This is a genomic window from Mesorhizobium sp. M0771, assembly GCF_040320155.1.
Classification (GTDB): Bacteria; Pseudomonadota; Alphaproteobacteria; order Rhizobiales; family Rhizobiaceae; genus Mesorhizobium.
Window position 1 is genome coordinate 61,119 of sequence record NZ_JAMYPC010000005.1, and the last position, 12,607, is coordinate 73,725.

Annotated in this window: 12 protein-coding genes; 7 read left to right on the forward strand and 5 right to left on the reverse strand. The window is 60.5% G+C overall.

Going from position 1 to position 12,607, the window contains the following annotated elements; all coding sequences use genetic code 11:
* Window positions 1-455 precede the first annotated feature (455 nt).
* Window positions 456-872 (forward strand): hypothetical protein, encoded by a 417-nt coding sequence (locus NKI05_RS09445; RefSeq protein ID WP_352792328.1) that lies wholly within the window; start codon window positions 456-458, stop codon window positions 870-872.
* A 114-nt stretch (window positions 873-986) separates the two neighbouring features.
* On the opposite strand, the gene NKI05_RS09450 is transcribed toward NKI05_RS09445, so the two are convergent.
* Window positions 987-1,667: a DsbA family oxidoreductase gene (locus NKI05_RS09450; RefSeq protein WP_352792329.1), complete on the reverse strand. Its 681-nt coding sequence runs from the start codon at window positions 1,665-1,667 to the stop codon at window positions 987-989.
* Window positions 1,668-1,716: 49 nt separating this feature from the next.
* On the reverse strand, window positions 1,717-3,537 hold the full coding sequence (locus NKI05_RS09455; protein ID WP_352519921.1) for an extracellular solute-binding protein: 1,821 nt from the start codon (window positions 3,535-3,537) through the stop codon (window positions 1,717-1,719).
* 260 nt (window positions 3,538-3,797) lie between these two features.
* Here NKI05_RS09455 and NKI05_RS09460 point away from each other — a divergent pair, with 260 nt between their 5' ends.
* A complete protein-coding gene (locus NKI05_RS09460) occupies window positions 3,798-4,421 on the forward strand; it encodes an invasion associated locus B family protein (protein WP_023668972.1) in 624 nt (207 codons plus the stop codon).
* A 217-nt stretch (window positions 4,422-4,638) separates the two neighbouring features.
* Here the strand turns inward: NKI05_RS09460 and NKI05_RS09465 are convergent, their stop codons facing one another.
* The gene (locus tag NKI05_RS09465; RefSeq protein ID WP_352792330.1) at window positions 4,639-6,135 is read right to left on the reverse strand and encodes a glycosyltransferase family protein; all 1,497 of its coding nucleotides are present in this window, start codon (window positions 6,133-6,135) and stop codon (window positions 4,639-4,641) included.
* A gap of 207 nt (window positions 6,136-6,342) precedes the next feature.
* Here NKI05_RS09465 and NKI05_RS09470 point away from each other — a divergent pair, with 207 nt between their 5' ends.
* The gene (locus tag NKI05_RS09470; RefSeq protein ID WP_352792332.1) at window positions 6,343-7,329 is read left to right on the forward strand and encodes a glycosyltransferase family 2 protein; all 987 of its coding nucleotides are present in this window, start codon (window positions 6,343-6,345) and stop codon (window positions 7,327-7,329) included.
* 123 nt (window positions 7,330-7,452) lie between these two features.
* Here NKI05_RS09470 and hspQ read toward each other — a convergent pair whose 3' ends face one another.
* Entirely contained in the window at window positions 7,453-7,776 is a 324-nt protein-coding gene (gene hspQ / locus NKI05_RS09475; protein ID WP_023668971.1) for a heat shock protein HspQ, read from the reverse strand.
* A gap of 224 nt (window positions 7,777-8,000) precedes the next feature.
* Here hspQ and NKI05_RS09480 point away from each other — a divergent pair, with 224 nt between their 5' ends.
* A complete protein-coding gene (locus NKI05_RS09480; protein WP_352792333.1) occupies window positions 8,001-8,963 on the forward strand; it encodes an AEC family transporter in 963 nt (320 codons plus the stop codon).
* On the opposite strand, the gene NKI05_RS09485 is transcribed toward NKI05_RS09480, so the two are convergent.
* Window positions 8,940-10,151: a UbiH/UbiF family hydroxylase gene (locus tag NKI05_RS09485; RefSeq protein WP_352792334.1), complete on the reverse strand. Its 1,212-nt coding sequence runs from the start codon at window positions 10,149-10,151 to the stop codon at window positions 8,940-8,942. The genes NKI05_RS09480 and NKI05_RS09485 overlap by 24 nt on opposite strands.
* Before the next feature lie 95 nt (window positions 10,152-10,246).
* Here NKI05_RS09485 and NKI05_RS09490 point away from each other — a divergent pair, with 95 nt between their 5' ends.
* The 3 genes from NKI05_RS09490 to pcsA are packed head-to-tail and all read left to right on the forward strand — an operon-like array spanning window position 10,247 to window position 12,590.
* The gene (locus NKI05_RS09490; protein ID WP_352792335.1) at window positions 10,247-11,134 is read left to right on the forward strand and encodes a DUF2182 domain-containing protein; all 888 of its coding nucleotides are present in this window, start codon (window positions 10,247-10,249) and stop codon (window positions 11,132-11,134) included.
* A 14-nt stretch (window positions 11,135-11,148) separates the two neighbouring features.
* Window positions 11,149-11,763 carry a DUF1326 domain-containing protein gene (locus tag NKI05_RS09495; RefSeq protein ID WP_352519924.1) on the forward strand — a complete coding sequence of 205 codons (615 nt, stop codon included), beginning with the start codon at window positions 11,149-11,151 and terminating at the stop codon, window positions 11,761-11,763.
* On the forward strand, window positions 11,760-12,590 hold the full coding sequence (gene pcsA, locus NKI05_RS09500) for a phosphatidylcholine synthase (protein ID WP_023668966.1): 831 nt from the start codon (window positions 11,760-11,762) through the stop codon (window positions 12,588-12,590). The genes NKI05_RS09495 and pcsA overlap by 4 nt, the downstream gene beginning before the upstream one ends.
* Window positions 12,591-12,607: the final 17 nt, after the last annotated feature.

Genomic DNA, 12,607 nt, shown 5'->3' on the forward strand with positions numbered 1-12,607 from the left:
CAGCCCACCCGCCGTTGCCATGAGGCAACAGTTGGCGCTGCGAGATCGCCGTCTTTGGGCCAAATTTGTCCTTTGTTTCAATGTGTTGCGAGAACGTTCAGATGCGCGAATATATTCCCTGAGGGAAGGCTCATACACGGCTTTGTGACCAAAAGGCCTGCCCGTCGGCCGGTTTTCCCACCGCGCGCTAACCGGATCGCCCGAAAAATTGCCGTCCGTGATCGCCCCAGGCCGCCCGAATCATCTCACCGGCCATCATGGTTGGGCACGCAAGATCGTCGCTGCTGTAAAGCGACTGTTCATGAGGTGGCACGCGCTTTTTAGCTGCAGTTCAACACCGTTTGACAATCAAGCGCACTGGAATGAACCTTGCCGGGCACTGTCGGCACCAATGCATGTCCGGTCCCCAACAAGGAAGCTCCCCAATGCTTGCAAGCGCAGCCGTTCCCGCAATCGTGACGCTCTTTGCCTGGCTGCCTCTTGCGCATGCCGGCAGCCAGACCATTCCGGCAAGCGCCGAAGGGCAAATCGAGTTCAATGCGCCGTCCGGCAACATCGGCTGCATCTACACGCCGAAGGGCGGCACCAGCACCTACGAGCCACAGGATGGCGGTCCGGAACTGGGCTGTTCGCGCGTCGAGCCCAGCTACGTCACCGTGATCCTTGGGCCGAACGGCCCGGCGACATTGATCAAGAATCCGGGCGAGCAGGGCTGCTGCAGCGATGTGGCGAAGCTGGCTTACGGAAGCAGCTGGAGCAAAGGGCCGTTTTCCTGCCAGTCGTCAACCAAGGGACTGACCTGCACGGGCAGCAACGGCCACGGATTCTTCCTCAGCAAAGCCAAGGGTGACGGTGAAATAACCCGAGCATGATCCCGAAAAGTGGTTGCCGGTTTTCTCGGACAAACGGGAAACCGTTTTGTCCAGAGATCATGCTCAAACAAGGAGATAGAGCCCATCCCGATTTCCATCGGGATGGAACAGGCTCTAGCCGGCCTTTTCCAGTTCGCCCTTGGCCTTTGCGGCCGCGACCTGGCGGATGGCATCAGTCAGCGTGTCGGCGTCCTGCGCGCCCATGACGGCGTATTTGCCTTCGAGCAGGAAACACGGCACGCCGGTGATCCCCATCCGCGATGCCGTGGCGATTTCTGTGCGCACCTCCTCGACGTCGGCATCGGTCGGCAACAGCGTCTCGACCACGGCGGCGTCCATGCCGGCCTCGCGGGCGGCGTCGATCAGCACAGCGTGGTCGCCAATATTGCCGCCTTCCTCGAAATACAGCTGGAACAGCCGGCGCACGAGCCGGTTCTGCACGGCTTCACCGGCGGCGCCCGCCCAGCGGATGACGCGATGCGCGTCCAGCGTGTTGGCGGCGACCTTGATGGCGTCGAAAGCGAAATCGATGCCTTCGGCCTCGCCGAGCGGCTCTATGCGGGCATGCATCTGGCGGATGCGCTCGTCGCTGCCGAATTTGGCCAGCATGTATTCGCGCCGGTCCTTGCCCCCGGGCGGGATGGTCGGGTCGAGCTGGAACGGCCGCCAGCGCACATGAACCTCGACGTCGCCGGCAGCGGCAATCGCCTTGTCCAGCCGCTTCTGGCCGACGAAGCACCAGGGGCAGACGACGTCGGAGACCACGTCGATGGTAATGGAATTGTCATCGCTCATCTTGATCTCCTGCAGCCGAGCGTTTTACCGAGCATGGTCTCGGCTACGCTCAGTTCGGCTTGCGCCACCATGTCGGCCATTGATAACCGAATATGGGAGTCTTTTTGGGATGATCCAGGTAATTCCAGTAAGCGAGCCATTGCTGCGCGTTGTACTGCATCGGCACCATGTAATTGCCGGAGATCAGCAATCGGTCGAGCACGCGCACGGCGGCGACATAGTCTTCCTTGGTCCGTGCTCTCAGCATCGCGTCGATCGCCGCGTCGACCGCCGGATCGGCGACGCCGGCCAGATTGAATGAACCTTCTCTTTTGGCCTCTGAAGAACCCCAGCGAAGGTTCTGCTCCATACCGGGAGACAGCGAGTTGCTGAACCCGCTCGACCCGACAAGAACCTCAAAGTCGAAACGCTGCTTGCGCGACTGGATCTGGTCGGCTTCGAGGCTGCGGATGGTCACCGCGATGCCGATCTTTTCCAGCGAGCGCTGATAAATGGCGGCAAAGCGTTCCTCGTCCTGCGAGGCCGTCAGGATCTCGAAACCGAAGGGAGTTCCCTTTGGGTCCAGCAGGACACCATCCCTAACGGCGTAGCCCTGGCTCTTCAGCAGGTCGAACGCCACCTTCATCACCTTGCGGTCTTGGCCGGTGCCGTCATTCACCGGCGGGCGCCAGCTGCCGTCCATGACATCGGCCGGCACGCGGCCGGGGTAGGGCGCCAGCAGCGCCTTTTCCCTGTCGCTGGCGGGATGGCCGAGCGCGGAAAGTTCGGAATTCTGCCAGTAGCTCATCGTGCGCGTGTACTTACCGCCGAACAGGTTCTTGTTGGCCCATTCGAAGTCGTAGAGCATGCCGAGCGCGCGCCGCACCTCCGGATTGGAAAACTTCTCCAGCCGCGTGTTGAACAGGAAGCCGGTCACCACGGGCGGTATGCCGGTGTCGAAGGTCTCGGCGATCACCTCGCCGCGATGAAAGGCGGGAAAATCGATATCGCGCTCGCGCTTGACCGGATCGCCCTCATCGTAAATGGCGCAGATGCCTTTCTTGAACGCTTCCGTCTTGGCATTGGCGTTGAGGAAGTACTCGATGGTGATCTGGTCGTAATTGTCGAAGCCGCGCTTGGAAGGGATGTCCTTGCCCCAGTAATTCGGGTTGCGCTTGAACACGATGCGCTGTCCCGGCTGCACCTTGTCGATGATGTAGGGACCGCTGCCGATCACCGGCTTCAACGTCGTCTTGTCGAAGGTATCCTTGTTGAAGGCGTGCTTTGGGATGATCGGCGTCAGCGCGATGATCAAGGGGGTCTCGCGATTGGCCTTGTCGTTGAAGGTGAAGCGCACGCTGTGATCGCCGGTCTTTTCGAGCTTGGCGATCAGGCTCATGCGATCCCTGTAGGGCGGGCGGCCCTTGTCGGTGAAGACATCGTAGGTGAACAGCACGTCATCCGGCGTCACCGGGTCGCCATCGGACCACTTTGCATTTGGGTTGAGATGGAACTCGATCCACTTGCGCTCGGGATCCATATCGGCTGTGTCTGCGAGCAGGCCATAGAGGCTGAAGGCCTCGTCGTAGTTGCGCATCATCAACGGCTCGAAGACGAGATTGCCGAAAATGAGGTCCTGCATGCCGCGCGCCGTGGTGCGCAGGCTCTTCAGGATGAACGGGTTCAGATTGTCGAAGCTGCCGACGACGCAGTAAGTGATGTTGCCGCCCTTCGGCGCATCGGGATTGACGTAGTCGAAATGCTGGTAGTCGGCTGGCAGCGCCGGCTCGCCCTGCATTGCGATGGCATGTCTCGGTTCCGACATCGCCACGCCGGGTGCAAAGGCGAAGAACGAAATTGCGGCGATCAGCCAAACAAGAATGCGGCCCATGACCGTCTCCTTACTGGGCGGCTTGATGATTCGGAGTGCACCCTAACATGGCGCCGCGGCGCTCCGGCCAGATACATCAACCCAAATCGCACGACCCAAATTGCGAGGCCAAGAATTGCAGGCGGCGGGCTGGATTCGGCTGCTCATGCAGTGTAACACGCGCTCCGAAGTCATTCTGTTGCCTCAATTCGGCAACAGGTAGCAGGACCACACGGCGCGAAGAAGCCGGTCCCGGGATCATTTGAGAGGAAATGCACGACATGACGAGCCTGAACAGCAACGCATACCGCCTTTCGGTCCTGGCCGCGGGCGTGGTCGGCTTTCTGGGCGCCGGACTTCCCACCGCTTCGGCACAGCAACAGATTCCGCAGGGTTGGTTCAAGGCCTGCACCAAGCAGGAAGATGTCGACATCTGCAATGTCCAGAACATCATCACTGCCGGCAACGGCCAGTTCGTCACCGGCGTCAGCCTGATCGAGTTGAAGGGCAAGGTAAACCGCAAGGTCTTCCAGGTCACGGTTCCCCCAGGTCGCCTGGTGCCCCCCGGCATCGCCCTGCAAATAGACGCCGGCAAGGCGACGAAGCTGGATTATGTCATTTGCTTCGCCGACCGTTGCGTTGCCGAAGTGCCGCTGACCGACGCGCTCGTCGCGTCCTTCAAGAAGGGACAGGCGATCACGCTGACCTCGATCAACTTCCAAAGTCAACCAAATCCCATCAAGGTTGCCTTGACCGGCTTCAGCGGCGCCTTTGACGGCGCGCCGCTGCAGCAGTCGGACATCGAGGATCGGCAGAAAAAACTTCAGGATTTCGTCGTCAAGAACAACCAGGACTTCGCCAAGAAGCTCAAGGACGAGCAGGCCAAGGCCAAAGCCGCCAACTGAGATAGATCTGCGCTGTCCGGCCCTTTCGGCTATCGTTTCTCCCTAGAGCGGTTCACCGTTTCACAAAAACGGCGAACCGCTCTATTTCTTTGTTTTTACGCAATTCCCTAGAGCATGATGCCGAAAAGTGTGAAGCGGTTTTCGGACGACATCATGCTCTATCTCTCAGGTTTCAGAAAGCGCTGTGCGCGTTCCCAGGAGAACCGCGTATACTTTCCTAGAAATGCTCTAGCCTGGAAATCCGTGTAATCGGCAGCCCCAGTATGCGGCTATCGTTCGGCGCTTGCTGAGGTTCGCTAACCCACCCGAGGATCGTGGGATTGTCGCCGTCGCGCGCCACCTTCAGAATGAAAGTTCCGTCGGCGACATTGGCGGCTTCAATGGGCAGCATTTGCCCGTTCAGATAAAAAAGCGGCTTGACGGACTTCATCAATATGTGCGCCAGCGTCTGGACCTGCACCAGATGTTCCCCCGCGGGCAATTGCAGTTCGGCCGACGCGACATCGCTCGACCATCGAAAGGGCACGCCGTCATAGACTTCCGCCGCATGGATCCCGGCAGCGCGCCCGGCATGTAATTCATCTGGCGTCCACAGCGAACCCTCGCCAGCGACTTTTTGCACTTCAGGCGAGGTACGCAGCCGTCGCTCGTGCACCAGTGCGGCGATCGTTTGCCGAAACACTCTGTCGAGTTGCGCGTCCGAACCGAATGCCCGCGCCAGCATCAGCGCGACGTGACGCCAGAGCAGCGTTGCGCGCGCGCGGCTGGTGTCCAGACGGTCGCCCAGCAAGGCCGCGACCCAATGACGCCGGAGCACCTGCAGCATGCCTCGATCGCGCAGCCGCGGACGCAATTTCCGTCTCTTCTGATGCCACGCGATTTGCAGAATATGCCGCGCCAGATCTTTCCGGCGTTCGCCTCGACTGCTCCATTCGAATGGAATTTCGATTATCCGCTCCTGCCGCGGTCCGCCGCGCGCAAGCCAGAGTGCCTCGCCGGCGACGAAATCCTCCGTAAAGCCACGCAGTTCCGGCCATTGCCCAATGTAGTGATGCACAAGTTCGATTTCTGGCGCGTAGCCGATGGCCAGCCCCAATTTGTGGTAGCGGGCAGCCAACAGCCATTCCGAAAAATGCCCGAAGTCAAACTCAAACCCCCCGGCTTCTCCGTAGGCCTTGCGGCGCGTTGCAAAGCACTGATCGAGGATCTTGCGCCACGAACTCTCCGTCATGCCATGCTGGATATCGGCCTCGTACATCCGTGCTTCCGAACGCGCCAGTTTGTTGGGTGCGCTGGCATGGGTTCGACATGAGAACCCCGCCCATTCGGGGCGCTTTGCGAAGACGTCGAGGCATTGTTCGAGGACGGTTGGCGTCGGCCAGACATGACTTTCGGTGAAGAACAGGAGATCCCCCCGGGCATGCCGCGCAGCTTCCGCGACTTGTGCGATGTCATGCTTGGCAGACGTCTGGACGAGGCGGTCCTGCGGCGCAAGCAACTGGCGAATCTCATCCATATCCGCAGCATCGGCATCGTGGGAGGCAACCAGTATGAGTTCGAACGCTGAGCCCTGCAGGGTCTGGTCCTGCCGCCATTTACGGATCGCGATGGTCGCCTGGTCGCGATGGAACTCAAGCGGCATCAGAACGGAAATCAGCACATTCGAATCGGACGGATTCTGTTGCGAACTTTTCGGTAACAAAGAGCGGCGCATGAGATGTCTTCGTTTTCTGGAGGGTCTACGCATTCAAGGGCCGCATTATGGACGCGTCGGGGTCTCCGCACCTTCACGGCCAAATCCCAAGTTTGCAACATAGCCGTCGTCCGTAGCAGAAAACTTGTAGCAGATGCAGCACTGGGCACTATTGAAATGGACTACGTGTTGTGTGACGTGTGGCAGCGCAATTGTTGAGGACACCTGATGGACGGCGAGCCGGAAGTCACAATCGCCAATCTGGTGAAAGAGATTTCGTCGCTGACGCAGCGAATCCAGATGCTGGAGGGTGACTATTACCTGCGGCGGCGCAAAAGCTGGCGATATAAATTCCAGCCGAAGGTCTTCGATTTTCATCAATACCAGCCGCGGAAATTGGATACCCCACTCAACTACAGCGTTCCAACACCCAACACCGGCGCGCTTCGGATTGCCATTGTCACGCCGTCCTATCGGCATGCGCATTTTCTGCCAGCTACGATCGACAGCGTTCTGTCTCAGAACTACCCCAATCTCGAATACATCGTTCAGGATGGCGGCTCGCAAGACGGGACACGCGAGATACTGGAGTCCTACGGACAACGGATTGCCTGGAACAGCGCCGCGGATGGCGGGCAGACAGACGCCATCAACAAAGGCTTTGCGATCGTCTCCGGCGACGTCATGGCCTATCTCAACAGCGACGATGTCCTGTTGCCCGGAACGCTGCATTATGTTGCACGCGCCTTCGAGAAGTATCCCGAGGCCGATTTTGTCTATGGCAATCGAATCGTGATCGACGAAGCGGGTAGGGAGACCGCTCGCGTGGTCCTGCCGCCGCATGACAGCGAGGTCATCAAATGGGCCGACTACATCCCCCAGGAGACGATGTTCTGGCGCCGCAGCGTTTGGGAAAAGCTCGGTTCATTCGACACAAATTTTCAGTTTGCGATGGATTGGGACTTCATCCTGCGGGCGCAGGCGGCAGGTTTCCGTTTCAAACGGCTTCCACGCTTCCTCGGCTGCTTTCGCGTTTATCCCAGTCAAAAGACGTTCGCCATGCACGACGTTGGGCAAGAAGAGCAGGACCGCCTTCGCCTACGCAGTCACGGCTCCGTGTCCCAATGGGCGGAAATCAATGCAGCGATAGCCGGCTATATGAAGAAGCAGGTTCTCTATCATCGCCTTTACAAATTGGGCGTCATGCGAATTTAGGTCGATAAGTGGCTGCTGCCGGATCTGTTGCAAGCCTTCTGCAATTAAGACTGCCACGATGGATGGGACCGTGCTCTCAATCAATGCGACGCGCGCCATGATGCGGCGGCTGATCGGGGCGTCTCAGTGTCTCGACTGGCGTTTTGGCTCATAGCGTCCGTCGGGCCGCTTGTCGAACATCTCGCCGATCTGTGGATGCCGGACCGGTTCGCCCGATTGATCCTCGAGCAGGTTCTGCTCGGAGACATAGGCGATGTATTCGGTTTCCGAATTCTCGGCGAGCAGATGGTAGAACGGCTGGTCCTTGCGCGGCCGCACGTCGGCCGGGATGGCTTCGTACCATTCGTCGGTGTTGGCGAATTGCGGATCGACATCGAAAATGATGCCGCGGAACGGAAACAGCCGATGACGAACCACCTGTCCGATCGAAAATTTGGCCGTTTTCATCATACTCACCACTAAGCCTCTAGAGCGCCCGACGTCCCCTCGAATGTGCGAAGAGCGCTCTAAGACTTTGAATTTACACACACCGTGGCCAAAAATCGAGCCCGACTTAGGTCTGGGATCAGGCTTTATTTGGCGCAGATAGCGTGTCAGTTCAATGCCGAAGCGCTTGACGCCTGATGAAGCTACGGGCTAGCCCGGTCCCGGGGTTTCGGGCCAGGGCAAAAATGTCTGACATTGTCGGTCTTGTTCTTCCGTTCTTCGGGCTGATTTTCATCGGCTTTCTGGTCGCGCGCATGACCAGGCAGCCGCTGGAAGCGCTTGGCTGGATGAACACCTTCATCGTCTATGTCGCGCTTCCTGCCCTGTTCTTCCAATTGCTGGCCCGCACGCCGTTCGAACAGTTGACCGAATGGCGCTTCATCTTCGGCTCGGTATTTTCCACCTACACGATCTTCTCGATCATGTTCGTATGGTCGGTGACGGCGTCGCGCGGCGAGATCGCCCAGTCGACGATCAAGGCGCTGGCCGCGGCCTACGGCAATATCGGCTATATGGGGCCGGGGCTGGCGCTGCTCGCCTTCGGCGAACAAGCGGCGGTTCCCGTCGCGCTGATCTTCTGCTTCGAAAATATCATGCATTTCGCCATCGCGCCGATGATGATGGCGCTGTCGGGCGACGACAAGACATCGCCGTGGCGGCTCATCCTCGGCGTAGTCAGGAAAATCGTCCTGCACCCGTTCATCATCGCGACCGCGCTTGGCGTTGGCGCCGCCTATCTCGGCTTTCACCCACCGCAGCCGGTCGATCGCCTGCTTGAATATCTTTCGCGGGCAGCCGCCCCTTGCGCCCTGTTTGCCATGGGCGTGACGCTTGCGCTCCGGCCGCTCAACCGCGTGCCGCATGAGCTGGCGTCGATCGCGGCGCTGAAGCTGATGCTGCATCCATCGCTCTGCTACGTCGTGCTGAGCTGGATCGGGAACTTTTCCGAAATCTGGGTTTTTTCAGCCGTGCTTTTGGCGGCATTACCGACCGCAACCAACGTCTTCGTCATCGCCCAGCAATATGGCGTCTGGGTGCAACGCGCCTCGGCCAGCGTGCTGATCACCACCTGCCTCTCGGTGCTGACGGTGACCGGGCTGCTCTACATGATCCGCCACGGCATCTTACCGCCGGACCTGTTTCCCTGAACCGCCGGTAAGCGCCGCAAAGCCGCTGCCCGGCCTCAAGCCTTCGCGCATGAAAAAGGCGCGCAGCGGCGCGAAACTGCCGAGCACATTGAGGCCGGCGCTGCGTGCCATCTGCGCCGGCAGCATGTCCGAAAGCAGCGACATGTTGAGCAGATTGACCGCGCCGGAACGCGCCAGAATGTCGGGACGGCGCCTGGAATCATAGGCGGCCAGGGCCTTCGCGGCGCCGGGGTCGCCGCGATTTTCACCAGCGATTCCAATCAGATCCTCGATGTCCCTGATGCCGAGGTTGAGACCTTGGGCTCCGATCGGCGGGAACACATGTGCAGCCTCGCCGACCAGCGCCACCCGGTTTTGCGCGAAGCGCCCCGGTGATGCCGCTGAAAGCGGGTAAATTTGTCGGCCGGGCTCGACCGACACCCGGCCCAGCATCGACTGCATCTGCTGCTCGACACGCTCGGAAAGCGTCGCGTCATCGAGTGCGGCGAGGTCCTTGGCCGTCTCCGGTTTCACCACCCAGACGAGGCTGGAGCGGTTGCCGGGCAGCGGCACCTGGGTGAACGGCCCGGTCTCTGTGTGGAACTCGGTCGAGGTGAAGCCGTGTTCGCTGCGATGGCCAAAATTCAGCACCAGCGCCGCTTGGCGGTAGGATCGCACCGAGACCACTATGCCTGCCGCCTCGCGCGCCGGCGACAGGCGCCCATCGGCAGCGACCGCAAGCGCGGCCGAGACTTCGCGACCATCAGTCAAGACGGCATGCGCCTGATCGGCGTCCAGACGCCAACTCTCGACCATCGACGTCAGCCATTCGATGCCGGAATGCGCCGCGACGGACTTGGCCAGCGTCGGGTTCAGCGCACTGTTGGGCAGGTTGAGCCCGAACTGCTCCTCGCCGATCTCTATGGCGCGAAAAGTCACCACCGGGCTGCGGATCAGCCGGCTGGTCGCATCAACGATGCGCATGACCTTCAGCGGCGCGGCCTTCGGCGCAAGTTCGGCCAGCACGCCCAGCCGATCGAGAACCTTGAGAGCAGGGTTCATCAGCGCCGTGGTCCGGCCATCGGGCCCGCCTGCTTCGGGTCCGACCAGGGTAACCGGAAAGCCCGCCTCGGCGAAACCGAGCGTCGCGATCAGTCCGGCAGGGCCGCTGCCGGCTACCAGTATCCGTGCTGTCTCGCGATGATCCAAATTGGACTTCCAGTTTGCGATGCAGGTGTCTACCCATGGATATAGGTCAGACCATGCGGCTTGATCAACGCGGCGATTAGGCTCATTCGGTTGTCATGACCGGCCAGCAGGACGATTTCAGCCATCTCGACCGCGCCGGCCGCGCCACGGCAAGCCTGGCCCGCAGCCCCCGCCTGACGGTCAACATCGCCATCGCCGGCGGCATTCTGCTCGCCTGGTTCATTCTCGGCGCCATGGCGATCCGCGGCGCCGAAGGCCGGCTCCCCGGCGTACCAGGCGATGTGGTCCTGCGATATCTGCCGCAACTGCCGCTGCCGGATGTCCTCGACCGCTTCTTCGGCATGTGCCTGACGCCTGCACCACTTGATGCCGGCGGCGCACAGCTTCTGGCGTTGATCGTGATGTGGTTTTCGATGGCTGTGGCGACGATGCTGCCGTCGGCGGCGCCGATGATCCGTACCTATTGTGAAATCGCCGACACCGCCCGCATCAAGGGCGAACCGGTGGCCCACCCGCTGGTCCTGGTCGCCGGCTACCTCTCGACATGGCTTGTCGCCTCTATCGGCTTCGCGGTGCTGACGTTGCTCGTCCACGCATTTGCGTCCTCCGCTCGATTGCTCGATCCGGTGAGCGGCCTTGCCGCGGCGGCCGCGCTGCTGGTTGCCGGCCTCTACCAGTTCAGCAGCCTCAAGCAGGCCTGCCTGACAAAATGCCGGAACCCGTTCTCGACACTGTTTTCCAACTGGAGCGCGGAGCCGGGTAGCATCTTCCGGCTAGGGCTGAAGCAGGGCCTGTGGTGCCTTGGCTGCTGCTGGGCGCTGATGCTGGTGATGTTTGCCGTCGGCGCGATGAACGTGTTCTGGATGGCGCTGATCGGCCTGTTCACCTTGATCGAAAAACAGACCACCGGCAGCCTTCCAACCCGAGTGGCCGGTGCGATACTGCTTGTCTGGGCAGTCGCCCTGCTAGTAGTCTCGGCATGACGGGGGATAATTCCATGGCAGAGCAAGGCTGGGCAATGAAAGGAGAGCTCGTACTCTCCTGCAATTGCACGGTTTTTTGTCCTTGCGTACTGTCGCTTGGCAGCCATCCGCCGACGGAGGGTTATTGCCAGACCTGGGCGGGCTTCCGCATCGACGCAGGCCATTTCGGCGAGGTCGACCTGTCCGGCCTCAATCTCGGTCTGGTCATGGAAATCCCAGGCTATATGAGCCGCGGCAACTGGACCGCAGGCCTGTTCATCGACAAGCGCGCCTCCGTCTATGCGGTGAAAGCGCTGACTAGGATCTTCACCGGGAAGGCCGGCGGAACAACCTCGCTGTTGTCGATCCTTGTCGGCAAGTTCCTCGGTGTCGAGCAGGTGCCGATCACCTACGAGACGCGTGACAAGACCCGTATTTTCCAGATACCGAAGATCATCGACGGGGCGGTCACACCGATTCCCGGCAAGGATCGCGAGAAGGATACCGTGATCGGCAACTCGGAATACTGGATCGCGCCGGAGATCATCGTGGCCAGGTCCGACAAAAGCAAGATGCGGGCGTTCGGCCACAACTGGAACTTTGCCGGCCGCTCGGCCGAAATCTGCAAACTGGATTGGCGGGGCCCGTGAGCAAGAACACAACCGCCAGGAATGCCGCCAAAAAGATCACCGACCGGATACCCAGGCCGAAGAAAAAGGTCACCTGGCCGCAGGCGCGGGCATTCTCGGTGCATCTGTTGACCGCGTCTGGCTCGTTCCTGGCCTTCCTGTCTCTGGTGGCGGCAAGCGAGCAACGCTGGACGGCGATGTTCTGGTGGCTGGGGCTGGCGCTGTTCGTCGACGGCATAGACGGGCCGATCGCGCGCAAGCTTGAGGTCAAGGAGATCCTGCCGACCTGGTCGGGCGAACTCCTCGACAACATCATCGACTATGTCACCTATGTGCTGATCCCCGCCTTCGCGCTCTACCAGCGCGGCTTCATGGGCGAAGGGCTGTCTTTCCTGTCGGCGGCCATCATCGTGGTGTCCAGCGCCATCTATTATGCCGACACCGGAATGAAGACGAAGGAGAACTTCTTCAAAGGCTTTCCGGTGGTCTGGAACATGGTCGTGTTCACGCTGTTCGTCATCGAGCCGGGACAGTGGGTGTCCTTCGGCGTCGTCGTGGCGGCCGGCATCCTCACCTTCGTGCCGATCAACTTCATTCACCCCGTGCGGGTGGTGCGGCTGCGGCCAATCAATCTTGGCATGACGCTGCTCTGGTGTGCTTTCGGTGCGCTGGCCCTGGCGCAGGCGGCCCTTGCCGCCTTCTACGACCAGATCGGCGTTTTGGGCGAACAGGTCAGCGTCTTTACCAAGGTCGGCATCACCATCACCGGACTTTACCTCGCCTGCATCGGCGGTATCATGCAGTTCTTCCCCAAACTCGGCGCCAAGCCGGACACTAAGAAAGCCTGACCGCAGGAAAGCCCACA

What these genes read in the sequence shown, in the direction of transcription:
- NKI05_RS09455 (WP_352519921.1), bottom strand. Translation starts at nt 3,537, where the DNA reads ATGGGCCGCATTCTTGTTTGGCTGATCGCCGCAATTTCGTTCTTCGCC.
- NKI05_RS09460 (WP_023668972.1), top strand. Translation starts at nt 3,798, where the DNA reads ATGACGAGCCTGAACAGCAACGCATACCGCCTTTCGGTCCTGGCCGCG.
- NKI05_RS09465 (WP_352792330.1), bottom strand. Translation starts at nt 6,135, where the DNA reads ATGCGCCGCTCTTTGTTACCGAAAAGTTCGCAACAGAATCCGTCCGAT.
- hspQ (WP_023668971.1), bottom strand. Translation starts at nt 7,776, where the DNA reads ATGAAAACGGCCAAATTTTCGATCGGACAGGTGGTTCGTCATCGGCTG.
- NKI05_RS09470 (WP_352792332.1), top strand. Translation starts at nt 6,343, where the DNA reads ATGGACGGCGAGCCGGAAGTCACAATCGCCAATCTGGTGAAAGAGATT.
- NKI05_RS09495 (WP_352519924.1), top strand. Translation starts at nt 11,149, where the DNA reads ATGGCAGAGCAAGGCTGGGCAATGAAAGGAGAGCTCGTACTCTCCTGC.
- NKI05_RS09450 (WP_352792329.1), bottom strand. Translation starts at nt 1,667, where the DNA reads ATGAGCGATGACAATTCCATTACCATCGACGTGGTCTCCGACGTCGTC.
- NKI05_RS09490 (WP_352792335.1), top strand. Translation starts at nt 10,247, where the DNA reads ATGACCGGCCAGCAGGACGATTTCAGCCATCTCGACCGCGCCGGCCGC.
- NKI05_RS09480 (WP_352792333.1), top strand. Translation starts at nt 8,001, where the DNA reads ATGTCTGACATTGTCGGTCTTGTTCTTCCGTTCTTCGGGCTGATTTTC.